This is a genomic window from Nocardiopsis salina YIM 90010, assembly GCF_000341025.1.
Lineage (GTDB): Bacteria > Actinomycetota > Actinomycetes > Streptosporangiales > Streptosporangiaceae > Nocardiopsis > Nocardiopsis salina.
Map to the genome: position 1 here is coordinate 22,121 of NZ_ANBF01000077.1, position 16,242 is coordinate 38,362.

The following is a 16,242-nucleotide window of genomic DNA, read 5'->3' on the forward strand; positions in this document are numbered from 1 at the left end:
CCGGGCCGCCGGGTTCGGCCCTACCGCGCCGTGCGGTGCCGTGCCACCTTCAACGCCACCAGCCCCGCCGCGGCGCCTGCGGCGGCCGCGGGGNCGCGCCGGTGGCGGCGGAAGTCGTGCACCGGCCAGTTGCGCGCGCGGGCGTGCCTGCGCAGCTCGGCGTCTGGGTTGACCGCGTGCGGGTCCCCGACCAGCGACAGCAGCGGAAGATCGTTGCAGGAGTCGCTGTAGGCCGAGCACTCCTGCAGGTCCAGGCCCTGTTCCTCGGCCAGCGCACGCACGGCGACGGCCTTGGCGGGCCCGTGCAGCAGGTCGCCGTTGAGCCGTCCGGTGTAGACACCCCCGGAACGCTCCGCCTCGGTGCCCAGCGCCCCCGTCAGCCCGAGGCGGCGCTGGATGATGCGCGCCAGTTCGACCGGTGTCGCGGTGACCAGCCACACGGGCTGCCCGGTGTCGAGGTGGCGGCGCACCAGCGCGTGGGTGCCCTCCCAGATCCGGTCGGCCATCGTGTGGTCGTAGATCTCCTCGCACAGTGCCACGAGGTCGTCCACGTCGTGGCCGGCGACGAACGCCAGGGCCGATTCGCGGGCGGCGTTGATGTGGTCGGGGTGTTCACTCCCGGTGATGCGGAAGACCGTCTGCCCCCACGCGAAACGCACCAGGTCGCGTGTGGTGAACAGGTCGCGCGCGGCCAACCCGCGGGCGAAGTGGTAGATCGCCGCACCCCGCATGAGGGTGTTGTCCACGTCGAAGAAGGCGGCCCCGGGCCGGACGGATTGTGACACGTAATACTCCTGGCTCGGGTGGGGAAGCGGCCCTCCGTCTTCGGGGGGAGGGTCCCCGTGTGTGCAGAGCCTAAGCCCCCAGGTCGTCGCCGCACTGTCACAGGGTCACGCAGAAAAAGCAGGTGATGAAGGTCACATTGGTGAGCCCGTGAGCGGCCCTCGTTCTGCGGGATCTCCCCCGACGAGAGTGCCGAATCAGTGCACGTGGTGCACATCCACCCACTGACGTGAAGCATCATTGTTCGTGATGGTGACGGTAGGACTGGCATTCATAAGCGCGTTGGTGGGCTGGAGCGGCACCGCCGCCCTCGCCGCGTACGCACAGCGCCGTCCCAGTGCGGCCTCGATCGGTTGGCTGATCGCCGCACTGGGCATGACCGTTGGGCTCAGCGCGGCCGTGATAGGCGCGATGTTCGACTTCGGTGAGCTCACCTTCAGGTTGTTCCAGATCGGGGTCAGCCTCCTCGGGCCGCTCTACATGGCATGGGGCGCCTTCGAGTACGCCGTGCGCGCCCCCATGGTGCGCTTCGCGTCGCGCCTGCTGCTGAGCGCCCTCACCATCGTTCCGTTGGTCGTGTTCGGTGTGGACCGGTTGAGCGGCCAGTTCGCCGCCGGGTTCCCCGCTTTCTCCGACCACTACGACCTCATCCCGCGTGTCCTGCTCGGTGTCACCCAGGGCCTGGCCGCGGTCCTGCTCCTGACCGCCCTCGTCGCGGTCGCCCGCCGGCGTTCCGCCGTCAAGGGTCCCGACACGGCCGTCGTCGGGCTGGTCGCCCTGGGCACGCTGTTGTCGGTCGTCGTCGGCCGCTTCGGCCTGGACGCCCTCGGCCCGCTGCTCATGCTGGGCGCGGTCTCCGCTCTCTGGGGCGCAGCCGCCCTCGCCGTCAGCCCCCGCAGGGATCGCTACGAGGACGACGACTACTACTACGACGACGAGTACTACTACGGCGCGGACGAGGACGATCTCGAAGACCTCCCGGAGGAGCCCGTGCGCCGCAAGCGCCGCAACGCCGAGTCCTACGACGACCTCTACGACGGTCCGCCGCGCTCCCAGGCCTCCAAGGCCAAGGGCGTCATCACCATCTACACGATCGCCGACGGCCAGGTGCCCGCCTTCGACCAGTTGGCGAGCGCTGTCGTGGCCGAGGTCTCGCGCAACGAACCGGACACTCTGCTCTTCGCCTCCCACACCGTGTCGGGTGCGCAGCAGCAGCGCATCGTCTACGCGATCTACCGCGACGACCTCGCCCGTGAGGAGCACGAGCAGCAGCCGCACGTGCTCGAGTTCCAGCGCCGCAGTGCCGGGGTGGTCGTCGCCACCAACGTGATCGAGCTCTCCCTGTCGGAAGCAGCCGCCGCCGAGGGGCTCCCGGCTATGCTCATGCCGCGCTGACCTGCCTGCTGTGGCACGCGGGCCTGTCCGGTGCCGGGGTGGAGAGGTCTCGAATGGGTCACTCCGTCCTGGTTTGTCGAACCGCCCGGAGGCTGAGAGCGTCGAAGCCCGGGTGAAGTACCGTTGCGACGGGTTTTTCTGACCGGTACCCGCATGGTGCCGATGGCGTGTGACCAAGACGGCCGGACCACCCTGCCGAAACGCGCCGGAGCAAGAGAGAGTGTTCTGGGATTTCCGATGCGTAAGTTCCTTGTGGTCTCCCTGATCTTCCTGGCTGTCGTGGTGGTCGTGGGCGACGTGCTCGCCCGCAGCTTCGCGCAGAACACGATCGCCTCACAGACTGCCCAACAGATGAACATGCCGGAGGAACCGGACGTGTCCATCGAGGGCTGGGCGTTCCTGCCCCAGGCGATCGGCGGCAACTACTCCGAGATCAACCTGAGCGCCGACAGCGCCACGGTGGAGAACGTCGACGTCGAGCAGGTGCGGGTCGGCCTCTCCGACGTCGATGCCCCGCTGATGGACCTCATCGGCGGCGAACCCGACGTCACGGCGGGCGAGGTCGAGGGTTCGGTCGTGCTCCCGTACGGCTACCTCACCTCCCAGCTGCCCGAGGGCGTGACCATCAACAACGAGGGTGAGGAACCCCGGATGTCCGGTGAGCTCGCCATCACCGAGCTGGACCTCAGCACCCAGATCTCCTCCGGTGCCGAGTTCGAGGTCGACGACGACACCCTCCACGTGCGGCCGGTCGACGTCGAGGTGGACGGCGCTCCCGCCCAGGTCGTCGACAGCGTGGCCGGGATGCTCGCCTTCAGCATCCAGATCCCGGACCTGCCCTACGGTCTGCACATCACCGACGTCGACCCCGCCGGTGCGGGCGTGCGGGTCGACGGCACCGCGTCGGACGTGCCGATCATGGACGGCGAGGCGGCCTGATCGGGATGGATCGGACGCAGGGGGCCGTGGGCGACGTGCTCACGGCCGACCGGGTCGGTGGCCCGCTCGGGGAGCGGGCCACTCTCGTGCAGATCTCCTCGGCCTTCTGTCAGCCCTGCCGTGCCACACGCAGGATCCTCGAGGACGTGGCCGGGATGGTCGACGGTGTGGTGCACACCGAGATCGATGCCGAGTCCCACCTGGAACTCGTGCGCGAACTCGGTATCACCGGGACCCCCACCGTGTTCGTGCTGGACGCCCGCGGCCGTGTGGTGCGCCGGGCGGTCGGGCAGCCGCGCAAGCCCGACGTGATCGCCGCGATCGGCGAGGCGGTCTCCTGAGGGCCACCGCCGACCGGCCTTCCGGGTGGGCTCGACGGGGGTCCCGGGGATCGGACTGCTGTATCGGGTGGCTGCTCCGGAACCGGGTCCGCCCTCTGGGCAGGCAACCCGAGGCGGCTTGTGATCCAGGCCACCAGTGACAAGTTCCGGGTCGGGCCGGTAACGTCGCAGACGTGACTTCCTTGACGAGCGCGTATCTGACGAAGCGACGGGCAGTGGACTTCTGCCGCGTCGCCGGCGCGCTCTGTCCGTGTCCCTAGGGCGGTCGGGCCCAGAGGCCCACGCCGAGCCGTGCAGACCGGTCATCACGCCCGCGCACGCAGGCAGGGGACAGCACTCCATGCATGTCGTTACCGGCAGCCCGCGACCCCTCGTCGCGGTGCCCTTCTCGCACAGACCCGGACCCTTCTCACGCCCCAGGCCGCAACGGCCCCGGGGGCTGTTTCCGGTATCCGCAGCGAGAACCCCCTGCGCCCCCGCACGTGAGAGCCGGCCGCCACGGCGACCGCCCGGACCCCCGGATCATCCCCTCCCCGGGCAGCCGCCCGGAGAGCGCCCACACGTGACACCGCACCACAACACTGGAGGTTCCCCATGAGCCGCTCCGACGTCCTCGTGGACGCCGACTGGGTGGAGGCTCACCTGGACGACGACCACGTGGTCCTCGTCGAGGTCGACGAGGACACGGCCGCCTACGACAAGGGCCACATCCGTGGCGCCGTCAAGATCGATTGGAAGACGGAGCTGCAGGACCCGGTCCGCCGCGACTTCGTCGACCAGGCCGGGTTCGAGAAGCTCCTGTCCAGCAAGGGCATCGGCAACGACGACCAGGTCATCCTGTACGGCGGCAACAACAACTGGTTCGCCGCCTACGCGTACTGGTACTTCAAGCTGTACGGCCACGACAACGTGCGCCTGCTCGACGGCGGCCGCAAGAAGTGGGAGCTCGACTCCCGCGAGCTGGTCGAGGAGGTTCCCGACCGGGCCGAGACCGCGTACGAGGCCAAGGCCCAGGACACCTCCATCCGTGCCTTCCGCGACGAGGTCGTCGACGCCATCGGCACCAAGGACCTCGTCGACGTGCGCTCGCCCGACGAGTTCACCGGCAAGCTGCTGGCCCCGGCGCACCTGCCGCAGGAGACCTCGCAGCGTCCCGGCCACATCCCGACCGCGCGCAACATCCCGTGGGCCAAGACGGCCAACGAGGACGGCACCTTCAAGAGCGCCGACGAGCTGCGTGAGCTCTACACCGAGGCCGGGGTGGACCTGGACAAGGACATCATCGCCTACTGCCGCATCGGCGAGCGCTCCTCGCACACCTGGTTCGCCCTGCACGAGATCATCGGTCTGGACAACGTCAAGAACTACGACGGTTCCTGGACCGAGTACGGCTCGCTCGTGGGCGTCCCGGTCGAGCTGGGGGAGGCCGAGGCCAAGTGAGCGACAGCTGCGGAGCCCCCGAGGGCGGGGTCGCGCTCGCCGACGTGGACGCCGGCAACCAGGCCGTCATCCAGGGCACGGTGACCCGTGACGGACAGCCGCTGCGCGGTGCCTACGCCCGACTGCTCAACGCCTCCGACGATTTCGTCGGCGAGGTGGCCACCGGTGACGAGGGCACGTTCCGTTTCTTCGCCGCCGACGGCGACTGGAAGGTGCGCGTGCTCGCCTCGCAGGGTTTCACCGGCGAGTACCCGGTGACCGCCGAGGTCGGCAAGGTCATCGAGATCGAGGTGAACGCCTGACACACCCCGCGGGCCGCGGCCCGCGACGGTGGCGATGCGTGAGGGCGCCGGCGGGGACACACGAGGTCCCCGCCGGCGCCCTTCTGTGTGCTGGGGCGGCCCGGTGAGAGTCGGCGCAGCAGACGAGGAAGATGGCCACGGACTCGGGGAGGGCACGGGGCTCCTGGGTCGGGGCAGTGGGACGGTCATCTCTCGCGTGCCGGCGGTCGCGCCGGTGGCTTCCGCGATGGGCTCGCCCTCAGGGTGGGCGACGGACGCGTGCTGTTCCAGGGCGGTCCCGGTCCGGGTGAGTCGGACCCATCGGTGGACCGGCAACCACGGGCTCAGCACGAGCACGAGGAGGCCGGCCAGGAACAGGGCGAGCGGGTGGGCCGGGCTCAGCCCGATCTGTACGAGGTTGAGGGCGGTCCCGGCCAACAAGAGCGCCAGCGCGGTGTGATGGTACGGGTCCTCCACGCCGACTCTCCACGCCCGGGCGGTGAGGTGCACGGCGCGGCCGAGTTCGGGGTCCGTGGTGACTTCACCTCGGCGGACCGTGCGTGCGGCCTGCCTCCTCAGTTCGGGCGGAGCGACCCCGTGCAACCGGTGCCGGAGTTCGTTGACGGCGGCACGCTCGACCCACTGCCCGCCCCGCGGTGCCTGTGCTTCCACCGGGAGGAGAGCACGAACAGCACCAGGGCGGCGAGAAGGAACCCGAGGGTGGCGAGCATGATCAGGGTGCGGATGCCAGTGGGGTCCATCAGGTCTCCTTCGGGTCCTGGGGCCGATCGGCGACGGACTGCCGCCCGGGCACGGCCTCCCGCGGGTCGCCCCACGCAACGTACGGCCGGTGCGCGTCGAGGGCCCTGCCGTAGCGCGCCACCATGCACGGCTGTGCGACGACCACGGTGACGGCCGTCGCGGCGGTCGCGAAGCCGACGGCGGTCCCCCACGGGGACGTGGCGGGGTTGAGGCCGATCGTGCCCGCGAGCGTCACGAACATCAGGGACTGGCCCGACCAGGTCCACGGGTTCCACCAGTAAATGATGCGGGTGGCTGCCCACGCATGGACCGCCCGGGCGAGCTCGGGATCATCGGTCCGCCCGCCGGAACGTACCAGGGCCCGTGCCGTCCGGTGGCTCGGGGACGCGGCAGGGGCGGTCCCGAGCAGGCGTGCCGACCACAGCTCGGTGAGGCTGCCGTGCGCGGGGGACCCCGGTTCGCCGCGGTCGTTGTCCCAGCGGACGCCCTTGACCATGCAGACGAGGCTGCCGAGGCAGGTCGTGGTCAGCAGCACCGCCGAGGCGGCGAGGAAGCCGGTCGGGTCGGACACGGGGGCTCCTTCTCGTGGGGGGCTGCCGATCAACGTGCCCGTGCCTCGGGCGACAAACATCGCCGGAGGGCGGCCAGGGGCCGGGCCTTCCCGGGCGTGTCGGAACCGGGGTCCCCGTCCTGCTCGCGGCGGAGTGCACCGCTGTTGTCCACAGGGGTGGACACGAGGGCTGGAAGACCGTCGCGGGTCCTGCTTCACTTGAGTCACTCAAGGTCGGACAGGAGGTGTCGGGACGATGTCCACCCCCTCACGTGTGCCCCGCGCGCGGACCTCACGGACCTATGTGGGATGGCGGCCCACGGTTCTCATCCCGCACCCCGGCGAGGCCCCGCGCCGACCCGCGCCCGAGGGAACCGAACCCCCTGGTATCGGGTGGGCCGAGGCCGAACGAAGCGACGAGGCCCGCACCAACCGCCCCCTCTACGCCGCGCTGGCCGGGCTCGGTCTCCTCGCGGTCCTGTGCCCGCTGCTGTGGGCGCTTCGCATCCTGCCGGGCGTCCTCGCCCTGGCCGGGGTGTTCGCCTGCGTGACCATCGCCACCCCGATCGCGGTCGCCCTGTTCCAGGGACGCCATGTGGCCTCCGAACGGGTCCGCCGTGCCCGTGAGCGCCTCGACACCGAACGCGACGAACGCGACCGTTTGCTGCGCGAACGCCAACGGGAGCACGCGGAGGCCTACACCGCCTGGCAGAGTGCCTTTCGCGCGTACGAGGCCCAGCCCCACTGGTACGGCGTCACCGTGCCCGACGGCGTCGACTCCGTGGTGGTGGCGGGCGGCACCGACGCGGGTTGGTCGGCGCTGCTCACCACGGTCGGGCTCTCCCGTCTGCGGGAGGGCGGCGACCTCACCGTCGTCGACCTCACCGGACGCGGGGTCTCGCGGGAGCTCGGGCGCCTGGCCCACCGGTGCGCGGTCGCGCCGCGGCACTGGGTGCTCCCGGCAGACCTCCCTCTGGTCACGCTCGGTACCGACCTGGACGCCGGCCAGCGCGCCCGCATCCTCTCCGCGGTGGCGGCCGCCGAGGGCGGGGCGNCTGCTCCGGCTCCTGGAGGTCCTTGGGCCGCACGCAGGTGTCGGCGAGATCATCGGCGGGCTGCGCGCCCTGCTCACCCGCGCGGACGACGAGGCCGCCGACGATCCCGCGCTCGCCCTGCTCTCCCGCGACCGCCGCGACCGGGTCAGGGAACGCTGCGGCGACGCCCCGGGCGTGTGTGCGCGCGCCTGGGAACTGGAACGCCGCCTGTCCCCGTTCGAAGCGGTGGGCACCCGTGCTGACGGTGCCTCCTACGCGCAGGTAAAGATCATCTCGGTGGACCGCGCCGCGGGGGAGTCCGCGGCTCGCTCCTACGGCACCTACGCGGTGGCGGCGCTCAGCGAGCTCCTGGGTGACACCCCCGGAGCGGCCGGTGCCGCGGCCCCCAGGCGCACGGTGGTGGTGTGCGGGGCCGAGCGCCTTCCCGCCGACGAGGTCGAGCAGGTGCTGTCCGTGGCCGAGGGTAGCGGTGTGGAGGTCGTGCTGTTCTTCCGCGACGCCTCTGGTGCGGCGCTGTCCCGCTTCGACGACCCGCGCTGCCTACCGGTGGTCATGCGCCCGGAGCAGGGCGACGCCGAACGGCTGGCACTCGCCGTCGCCGACCGCCCCGGCGGGGCCCCCGAACGCCTGGCCGTGCACCGTCTGAGCGAGTCCGTGGGGGACGAAGCCGTCGCCGACGAGTCCGTGCGGAACCAGGACGCCGACACCCACGACGAACGCCTCTTCCCCTCACCGCACACCGAGTCCGGAGCCATGGTCCGTAGTGCCTCCGCGGCCGTGGCCCCGCTCGACCTCCTGCGCCGTGTGAGATCGGCCACTGGATGGGGTGAGGTGACCGCACGGGCAGAAGGTCACGACGCCCCGCCCGGGGGTACGGACGGGGACGAATCCCCCGTTCGGACCAGCGGCACCGACGCCGCGGCCCTGCGCACGCTCCCGTCGACCGTGGCATTGGTCATCGACCCGTCCGGTCCTGTCCTGGCCGACGCCAACCCGGGTATCCTCACCTTGTCCACGGCCACTCTGGCCACGGTGGACGACTCCCGGAACACCGGTCACGGCGCAGGCGTCGGGCACGGTGCGTCCGACCGTGCCGACCAGGCCCGGCCTCGGGCGGGGGAGCCGGCCGCCCGCCCGCAACCGGCCGCTGCTCCCGAGGAGACGGGCACAGGGCACGGCGCGGAGCCCGAGCGGCTCCCGGCACCCGTGGGAGCCCACTCCGGTCGACCGCCGGAGCAGGTCCCGCCCAACCTCGGGCCGCCTCCCGAGCGGTTGGACTGGCGGTCCTGACCGGTGGTGGACACTAAGCTTGGTCCGACCGTCACCCAAGCCCCGGACCCCGGCGACACCGGGTGATCGAGCGACAGTGGAGAGTAGATGAGCGAGCTTCCCTTGCGCGCCCAACTGGCATCGGTACTGGGTAGGAGCGCAGCCGGCCTGTCCCGTGCCACCGGACGCGGAGACGGCTCCGTCATCGGTGGCCGTGTCGCGCTCAAGGTCGCGCCGGACCTGCTCGGTGAACTCTCCCGCGGCCGCCGCCTGGCCCTTGTCAGCGCGACCAACGGCAAGACCACCACCACGCGCCTCATCGCCCAGGCCCTGCGCGAGTTCGGCGGGGTGGCCACCAACGAGTACGGCGCGAACATGCCGACCGGCCACATCACCGCCCTCTCGTCCGACAAGTCGGCCATCAACGGGGTCCTGGAGGTCGACGAGAAGTACCTCCCGCAGGTCATCGAAGCCACGCAGCCGGCCTTCGTCGTGCTCATGAACCTCAGCCGCGACCAGATGGACCGCGCCTCGGAGATCAACCTCCTGGCCAAGAAGTGGCGCACCGCCCTCGGCAAGACCAACACCCACGTCATCGCCAACGCCGACGACCCCCTCGTCGCGTGGGCGGGCCTGGGCGCGCCCAACGCCACCTGGGTCTCGGCCGGCCAGCGCTGGAAGGAGGACTCCTGGTGCTGCCCCGAGTGCGGAGGCCACCTCAAGCGCGACACCGACCCGTACTGGGAGTGCCCCGAATGCGGTCTGACGCGTCCGCGGGCCACCTGGAGCGTGGACAACGATGCCGACACTCTCGTCGCCCCCGAAGGACAGCGCATCAAGCTCCAGCTCAACCTGCCCGGTGACGCCAACCGGGCCAACGCCGCCATCGCCGCGGCCACCGCGGCCGGGTACGGCATCCACCCCGAACGCACCATCGAACGCCTCCGCGAGATCAAGTCCGTGGCCGGGCGCTACACCTCCGTGGTCACGATGGGCGTCGAGGTCCGACTGCTCCTGTCGAAGAACCCGGCCGGGTGGCTGGAGTCGTTCGCCGTGCTCGACCCGCCGCGGGTCCCGGTGATCCTCGCGGTCAACGCCCAGGTCCCGGACGGCAAGGACACCTCGTGGCTGTGGGACGTGGACTACCGGGTCCTGCGCGACCGACGGGTCTTCGTCATGGGTGAGCGGCGCACCGACCTCGCGCTCCGCCTGGAGACCGACGGGGTCCCGTTCGAGGTCGCCGACCGGGTCGACGAGGTGCTGGGGCGCCTGAAGTCCGAGCGCCCCGACATCACCAAGGTCGACGTCATCGCCAACTACACGGCCTTCCAGCAGATCCGTACGGCGTACGGCCGCGTCCAGTAGGGGAGTTCACGACCATGACCGACACCAGCAGCGCTCTGCGGATCGTGTGGATCTACCCCGACCTGCTGAGCACCTACGGAGACCAGGGCAACGCCCTGATCCTCAAGCGCCGCGCCGAGCTGCGCGGGATCCCCACCGAGGTCGTGCACGTCCACTCCAGCGACCCGGTGCCCCAGCACGGCGACATCTACCTGCTCGGCGGCGGTGAGGACCGCCCGCAGATCCTGGCGGCCGAGCGCCTGCGCTCCGACGGCGGCCTGGCGGGCGCGGTGGGCAACGGGGCGTGCGTGTTCGCCGTTTGCGCCGGTTACCAGATCATCGGCGAGACCTACGGGGACGACGACTCCACCCCGCTCCCGGGGGTGGGCATCATCGACATCCGCAGCGGCCGCGGTGAGACGCGCGCGGTCGGGGAGATCGTCGCTGACGTCGACCCGGGGCTCGGAGTCGGCCGCATCACCGGCTTCGAGAACCACCAGGGCCGCACCGCGATCGGCCCGTCCGCCCGCCCGCTGTCGACGACCGTGCGCGGCATCGGCAACGACGACCGGACCGAGGGTGCCTACCAGGGCCAGGTCCTGGGCACCTACCTGCACGGCCCGGCTCTGCCCCGTAACCCGCAGCTGGCCGATCTGCTGCTGCGCTGGCGTGTGGGGCAGCTGAACCCGCTGCCCCCGGCCTGGGGCGAGCGTCTGCACGACGAGCGCCTGGCCGCCGCCCTGCGCTGAAGTCCCGGGTCGACGCGCCGGGGCGCGCTCGACCCGGGCGAGCCCGTGCCCGCTGTGCCCTCCGGGGCTCGGCGGGCACACGTGTGTCCGGGACCGCCGGGGCCCGGGACCTGCCCGGAGGCGGGGCTCACGCGTGCTCACGGAATGCGTCGGCGTCCTGCGTCGCTGTTGCTGACCATGAGGGCAATGGCACTGAAGAACTACGGAACAGCCGACGAGCTCGAAGAGACCGAGCTCCCCGACCCCAAGGTCGCCCCGGGCGAGGTACTCGTCCGGGTCCGCGCCGCCGGCGTCAACCCTGTCGACTGGAAACTCGCCTCAGGCGGGCTCGACCCCGTCATGGAGGCCGGCTTCCCGATGATCCCCGGCTGGGACGTGGCCGGTGTGGTCGAGGCGACCGGGTTCGACGTCCCCGAGTACCGGGTCGGTGACGAGGTCTACGGCTACATCCGCAAGGACTGGGCGCAGAACGGCGCCTACGCGGAGCTCGTGTCGGCGAGCGTGAGGATGATCGCGCACAAGCCGCGTTCCCTCGACTGGAACCAGGCCGCCGGGGTCCCGCTGGCCGCCCTGACCGCGCTGCAGTCCATCGACCGGGTCGTCCCGGTCTCCGGCGAGACGGTGCTCGTGCACGCGGCAGCCGGCGGTGTGGGCTCCTTCGGCGTGCAGATCGCGCGAGCCCGCGGCGCCCGGGTCATCGGTACGGCCAGTGAGCGCAACCACGAGTTCCTGCGTTCACTGGGCGCGGAGCCGGTCACCTACGGCGAGGGCCTCACGGAGCGGGTGCGCGCCCTGGCCCCGGAGGGTGTGGACGCGGCCCTGGACTTCGTGGGCGAGGACGCGGTCGAGGCGTCCCTGTCGCTGCTCGAGGAGCCGGCGCGCCTGGTCTCCATCGCCGACCCGTCCGCGGCCGAACACGGCGGCCACTACCTGTGGGTGCGCCCCGACCACGAAGACCTGGCGGAGCTCGGGCGCCTGGCCGACCGCGGCAAGCTGTCGGTGCACGTCGAGCGAGCGTTCCCGCTGGCGGAGGCGGCTGACGCCTGGCGCCTCAACCAGGAGGGGCGCACGCGCGGCAAGATCGTGCTCACCGTCTGATCCACTGCGGGTGCCCGCAGGAAGCACGTGTGGCCCAGGAGGTGCCTCCGGCAGCCGCCCCGGCGGCGCCGGAGGCACTGAGGCGGGGTGCCTGCCCCGAAGGGCCTGCGCCCACGCCGGGCCTACTTCGGGCGGCGGCGGAGGTTGATCTGGGCGTTGGCGCCGGTGTCGGGGTCCACGACGACCTCCTGGCCGGCGGCGATCTCCTCGACCGTCAGCTCCGCGTCGGTCGGAGTGTTGCGGCGCACCACACCGAGGGCGATGGGACCGAGCTCGTGGTGGCGGGCCGAGGAGCCCACGCGCCCCACCTTGCGGCCGTCCAGCTCGATATCGGTGCCGACCTCGGGCAGGCGCTCCATGGTCCCGTCCAGGTGCAGCATGACGAGCCGGCGCGGGGGGCGGCCGAGGTTGTGCACACGGGCCACGGTCTCCTGCCCCGGATAGCAGCCCTTCTCCAGGTGCACCGCGCGGCCGACCCAGTCGACCTCGTGCGGGATCGTGCGCTCGTCGGTGTCCACGCCGGGCCGCACCCGGTGCTCGGCGATCCGGTGGGCCTCGTACGCCCACAGCCCGGCGGGCTTGGCCCCGGCCGAGGTCAGTGCTTCCGCGGTCTCCTTGAGCCGCTCGGCGGGTACGAACAGGTCGCTCTCGTACTCCGTGGCGCGCACGAGGATGTCTGAGGTGTCGAGGGTGTCCACGATCCGATCGCGCTCGGGGCCCAGCACGGTCAGTACCGCACGGCTCTCCGAGAGGTCCTCGATCTCCACCCGCAGCATGAACCGCATCGAGTCCAGGAACTGCGCGAGCGGCGCGGCCCCGTCCGGCTCCGTGTGGACCCAGGTGGCCTCGCCGTCGTCCACCAGCGACAGGTGGTGCTTCAGGTGGCCCTTGGTGTCCATGACCAGCGCCTCGGTCCCGGTCCCGGCGGGCAGCCCCTGGGTGAGCTGGCTGGTGAGGTCGTTGAGCCAGCCCAGGCGGTCCGGCCCGGCGACGCGGACCACTCCGCGGTTGGAGCGGTCCACCCAGGCGGCGGAACGCTCCATGGCGCGTCCCTCGTGGGTGGGGTCACCGTAGTGGGCGGCCACCCCCTGGTCGGTGGACTCGGCGGTCACGGCACCCGGTGTGGTCAGCAGCGGCGAAGTCATGCACCCGAGATTATCCGGCCGTCCGAGCCCCGGAAAACACGGCTTTGAACTGCTGTTTCGTCCTCAGGAAAACCTCTTGCCCGGCTCTCGGGCCGGACGTAGTGTCGGAGACACGCAAGAAGGGAGGTGGTCCGAAGAATGAATGATCTCAGGACTTGCGAGGTGTCCGTCCGCTAGGGCGACACCGGCGTTCGCGCGGTGAGCCCGACGCGAATCCCAGACGGACACCCGGACCCCGGGCTGCCGGCCTCGTCCGACCGGCCCCTCTTCGGAGGGAGGAGGCCCGGGGTCCGCCCCTGTCCGGGGCCGGGCCGAACACGGGACGGACCCCGGGCCGTTCTGCCTCAGCTCTGCTCAGCGTCCGCCTGAGCGCTCTTCTCGCCGTTCTCGCCCTCGGACTTCTTCAACTGCGCCGACATGTACGAGCGCAGGTCGTGCCCGCGGGCGGCAAGGTCCCAGGCGTAGCCCAGAGTGTCGCGGTCCTCGCCGAACAGCCCGTACAGGCGGTGCGAGGCCGTGACCTCGAGCCCCGTGATGGTGTGCATGACAGCGTTCGTCGCCATCTCCACACGGTTCGCGAACACGTTGCCCAGGTAGGACTCGATGAAGCCCTCGTTGTGTGCGATGAGCACCTCGAGGTGGATGATGTTCTTCTCGTCGTCCTTGGCGTACTGCGCGGTGTCGCCCTCCGACAGTGCGCGCCAGTAGCCCGACTCCTCCGTCACCAGCTCGCCGAGCGTGCCGTCGGGGTTCATCCGCCAGGCCTGTGCCCGGTAGTCGAGGTAGGGCAGGCCCTCGCGCGGGGTGAACTCGACCCGCTGGCCGAACTGGAACTCTTCCTCTTCGGCGTAGCCGGCCACGCCGACGCCCTCCCAATGACCGATCAGGAAGGACAGTTTCGCCAGATCAGGGTGTACCGCAGCGTCCATAGCCCCCGAGCGTAGCCGTGCCGCGGGGGTGCCGGTGACCGCAGCGGTTCCCCGGCCCGCGGCCACCGACTGGATACGCCCAATTGGCCCCGCTTTCCCGGAGAACTGGTAAAGATTGTCACCGTACGCGGTGTGGCCACGGGGTGCTTGGGCCGCCGCTGCCGTAAGAGCTTCGACGCGTTCATAAGGGGCGGACTGTGTTACTGGTGATCGGTTCGGCGCTGCTCGTGGCCGCTGTGGTCCTTCTGCCGCTGACCGTCATCGGTCTGCGGCGCTGGCTGCGCCAACAGGGCATCGCCCGGCTGCGCCCCTCCGCGCTCGCCGCCCAGCAGGGTGAACGTGTCACGTTGACCGGGGTGGCCGCTCCCGGCCCCGCGGGCACCGTCAGCTCGGGGCTGGCCGGCACGGGGTGCGTCTGGCACGGGCACGAGGTGCTGCGCCACTACTGGCCCCTCAACCGGGACGGCGGGGACTCGGCCGTGCGCCGGCGCACCTGCGACTCCATTGCCGAGTACACCTCCGAGGACCTGTTCGGGCTGGTCCCCGAGGGTGCCGACCCGGGGAGCGAGCGGATCTTCGTCGACCCGGACGAGAGCGAGCAGCGCGGCGCCGAGCTGTGCCTGCAGCGCGTCGTGGGGCGCCCGCAGCCCGGCGTCGCGGCGGCAGCCGNCTTCCGGGGCGAGACCATCGAGTTCGAGTACCGCGAGTGGGTGATCCGCCAGGGCCAGAGCGTGCGTGTGACCGGGGTGCCCTCGGTGCGCGACGGCCAGGTGGTCGTCACCGCGCCGGAAGGCGGCACGCTCCTCGTCGAGCCCGGTGTGGACGCCGCCGCTGTGCGCACCCCGCCGCGCCGTACCGAGGCCTTCTCCCTGATCGCCGCCTTCGTGGTCTGCGCGGTCGCGGGCGCCGTGCTGCTGGCCCTCGGCCTCTCAGTAGGCTGAGACCATGGCTCGTTCGTTGGTGATCAAGGTCACTTCCGGTGCTGAGGCGCCGGAGCGGTGCAACCAGGCGTTCACGGTCGCTGCGGCGGCCGTGGCGAGCGGGGCCGAGGTCTCGCTGTGGCTGACCGGGGAGGCGGCTTGGTTCGCCGTCGCCGGGAAGGACCCGGACCTCGAGCTGCCGCACGCAGCGCCCCTGGCCGACCTCCTCGACACCGTCCTGGCGGCCGGGACCGTGACGGTGTGCACGCAGTGCGCCGCCCGTCGGGACCTCGCCCAGGACGACCTCGCGCAGGGGGTGCGTATCGCCGGCGCCCCCACCTTCGTGGAGGAGACCCTCTCCGACGGTGCCCAGGCGCTCGTCTACTGACCCGGACACCGGCCCCGCCCCGGACACACGTCGGGCCCGCGCCCCGGGGCGCGGGCCCGACGTCCGATCAGCGCCGGTTCACTTCTTCCCCTGGTTCGCAACTGCCTGGATCGCGGCCTTCGCGGCCTCCGGGTCCAGGTACGTGCCACCGGGGTCGGTCGGACGGAAGTCGTCGTCCAGGTCGTAACGCAGCGGGATCCCGGTGGGGATGTTCAGCCCGGCGATCTCCTCGTCGCTGATCCCGTCCAGGTGCTTGACCAGCGCGCGCAGCGAATTGCCGTGCGCGACCACCAGGACCGTGGCGCCCGCGGCCAGCTCCGGAACGATGTGGTCGTACCAGTACGGCAGGGTGCGCTCGAGCACGTCCTTGAGGCACTCGGTGCGCGGCATCAGCTCGGGCGGGAGCTCGACGTAGCGGGGGTCGTCCACCTGGGAGTAGGTGTCGTCGTCGGCGATGACCGGAGGCGGGGTGTCGTAGGAGCGGCGCCAGACCATGAACTGGTCCTCGCCGTACTCCTCGCGGGTCTGGGCCTTGTCCTTGCCCTGGAGCGCCCCGTAGTGGCGCTCGTTGAGGCGCCAGGAGCGCTCGACCGGCAGCCAGCTCAGGTCGGCGTTCTCCAGAGCCAGGTTGGCGGTGCGGATCGCGCGCTTGAGCAGCGAGGTGTGCACGACGTCGGGCTGCACGCCGGCTTCCCTGAGAAGGTCACCGCCGCGGCGGGCCTCCTCCTCGCCCGTGGCCGACAGGTCCACGTCCACCCAGCCGGTGAACAGGCCCTTGGCGTTCCAGACACTCTCACCGTGTCGCAGCAGTACCAGAGTTCCCATACCGCCCAGCCTAGCGATCCCTGCACGCG

General features: G+C 71.3%; 17 protein-coding genes and 1 pseudogene. 12 read left to right on the plus strand and 6 right to left on the minus strand.

Features of this window, described 5'->3' with window-relative positions; all coding sequences use genetic code 11:
* Positions 1–20: 20 nt before the first annotated feature.
* Positions 21–785, minus strand: coding sequence for an HAD family hydrolase (locus D474_RS0107990; protein ID WP_017613061.1), 765 nt, complete (start codon positions 783–785; stop codon positions 21–23).
* A 247-nt stretch (positions 786–1,032) separates the two neighbouring features.
* Between D474_RS0107990 and D474_RS0107995 the strand changes: the two genes are divergently transcribed.
* The 6 genes from D474_RS0107995 (at position 1,033) to D474_RS0108015 (ending at position 5,200) form a co-directional block, all read left to right on the plus strand.
* Positions 1,033–2,178: a putative quinol monooxygenase gene (locus D474_RS0107995; protein WP_051050936.1), complete on the plus strand. Its 1,146-nt coding sequence runs from the start codon at positions 1,033–1,035 to the stop codon at positions 2,176–2,178.
* Positions 2,179–2,415: 237 nt separating this feature from the next.
* Complete coding sequence (locus D474_RS0108000; protein WP_017613063.1) at positions 2,416–3,117, plus strand: LmeA family phospholipid-binding protein; 702 nt, start codon at positions 2,416–2,418, stop codon at positions 3,115–3,117.
* A gap of 5 nt (positions 3,118–3,122) precedes the next feature.
* Positions 3,123–3,458, plus strand: coding sequence for a thioredoxin family protein (locus tag D474_RS0108005; RefSeq protein ID WP_017613064.1), 336 nt, complete (start codon positions 3,123–3,125; stop codon positions 3,456–3,458).
* A 173-nt stretch (positions 3,459–3,631) separates the two neighbouring features.
* Complete coding sequence (locus D474_RS34225; RefSeq protein WP_394296524.1) at positions 3,632–3,718, plus strand: putative leader peptide; 87 nt, start codon at positions 3,632–3,634, stop codon at positions 3,716–3,718.
* A gap of 334 nt (positions 3,719–4,052) precedes the next feature.
* Positions 4,053–4,898, plus strand: coding sequence for a sulfurtransferase (locus D474_RS0108010; protein WP_017613065.1), 846 nt, complete (start codon positions 4,053–4,055; stop codon positions 4,896–4,898).
* On the plus strand, positions 4,895–5,200 hold the full coding sequence (locus tag D474_RS0108015) for a DUF1416 domain-containing protein (RefSeq protein WP_017613066.1): 306 nt from the start codon (positions 4,895–4,897) through the stop codon (positions 5,198–5,200). The genes D474_RS0108010 and D474_RS0108015 overlap by 4 nt, the downstream gene beginning before the upstream one ends.
* A 554-nt stretch (positions 5,201–5,754) precedes the next feature.
* Here the strand turns inward: D474_RS0108015 and D474_RS0108020 are convergent.
* Both D474_RS0108020 and D474_RS0108025 read right to left on the minus strand, forming a co-directional pair.
* Complete coding sequence (locus D474_RS0108020) at positions 5,755–5,940, minus strand: hypothetical protein (protein WP_017613067.1); 186 nt, start codon at positions 5,938–5,940, stop codon at positions 5,755–5,757.
* Positions 5,940–6,512, minus strand: a complete 573-nt coding sequence (locus D474_RS0108025) for a hypothetical protein (protein ID WP_017613068.1) — start codon at positions 6,510–6,512, stop codon at positions 5,940–5,942. The genes D474_RS0108020 and D474_RS0108025 overlap by 1 nt, the downstream gene beginning before the upstream one ends.
* 235 nt (positions 6,513–6,747) lie before the next feature.
* Between D474_RS0108025 and D474_RS27960 the strand changes: the two are divergent.
* From D474_RS27960 to D474_RS0108045, 4 genes and pseudogenes are all read left to right on the plus strand, one after another.
* Positions 6,748–8,836 (plus strand): annotated as a pseudogene (locus D474_RS27960) (hypothetical protein).
* 87 nt (positions 8,837–8,923) lie between these two features.
* Positions 8,924–10,180, plus strand: coding sequence for a Mur ligase family protein (locus D474_RS0108035; RefSeq protein WP_017613070.1), 1,257 nt, complete (start codon positions 8,924–8,926; stop codon positions 10,178–10,180).
* Positions 10,181–10,194: 14 nt separating this feature from the next.
* Complete coding sequence (locus D474_RS0108040; RefSeq protein WP_017613071.1) at positions 10,195–10,908, plus strand: type 1 glutamine amidotransferase; 714 nt, start codon at positions 10,195–10,197, stop codon at positions 10,906–10,908.
* Between the two features lie 177 nt (positions 10,909–11,085).
* Positions 11,086–12,006: an NADP-dependent oxidoreductase gene (locus D474_RS0108045; protein ID WP_026118272.1), complete on the plus strand. Its 921-nt coding sequence runs from the start codon at positions 11,086–11,088 to the stop codon at positions 12,004–12,006.
* A 122-nt stretch (positions 12,007–12,128) separates the two neighbouring features.
* Here D474_RS0108045 and ygfZ read toward each other — a convergent pair whose 3' ends face one another.
* Both ygfZ and D474_RS0108055 read right to left on the minus strand, forming a co-directional pair.
* The gene (ygfZ, locus tag D474_RS0108050) at positions 12,129–13,151 is read right to left on the minus strand and encodes a CAF17-like 4Fe-4S cluster assembly/insertion protein YgfZ (RefSeq protein WP_017613073.1); all 1,023 of its coding nucleotides are present in this window, start codon (positions 13,149–13,151) and stop codon (positions 12,129–12,131) included.
* A 344-nt stretch (positions 13,152–13,495) separates the two neighbouring features.
* Positions 13,496–14,080 (minus strand): nitrobindin family protein, encoded by a 585-nt coding sequence (locus D474_RS0108055; protein ID WP_026118273.1) that lies wholly within the window; start codon positions 14,078–14,080, stop codon positions 13,496–13,498.
* Positions 14,081–14,286: 206 nt separating this feature from the next.
* Between D474_RS0108055 and D474_RS0108060 the strand changes: the two genes are divergently transcribed.
* Both D474_RS0108060 and D474_RS0108065 read left to right on the plus strand, forming a co-directional pair.
* Positions 14,287–15,021 carry a hypothetical protein gene (locus tag D474_RS0108060; protein WP_017613075.1) on the plus strand — a complete coding sequence of 245 codons (735 nt, stop codon included), beginning with the start codon at positions 14,287–14,289 and terminating at the stop codon, positions 15,019–15,021.
* Positions 15,022–15,025: 4 nt separating this feature from the next.
* Positions 15,026–15,388: a DsrE family protein gene (locus tag D474_RS0108065; protein WP_017613076.1), complete on the plus strand. Its 363-nt coding sequence runs from the start codon at positions 15,026–15,028 to the stop codon at positions 15,386–15,388.
* Positions 15,389–15,466: 78 nt separating this feature from the next.
* Here D474_RS0108065 and D474_RS0108070 read toward each other — a convergent pair whose 3' ends face one another.
* Entirely contained in the window at positions 15,467–16,213 is a 747-nt protein-coding gene (locus D474_RS0108070; RefSeq protein WP_017613077.1) for a phosphoglyceromutase, read from the minus strand.
* Positions 16,214–16,242 lie beyond the last annotated feature (29 nt).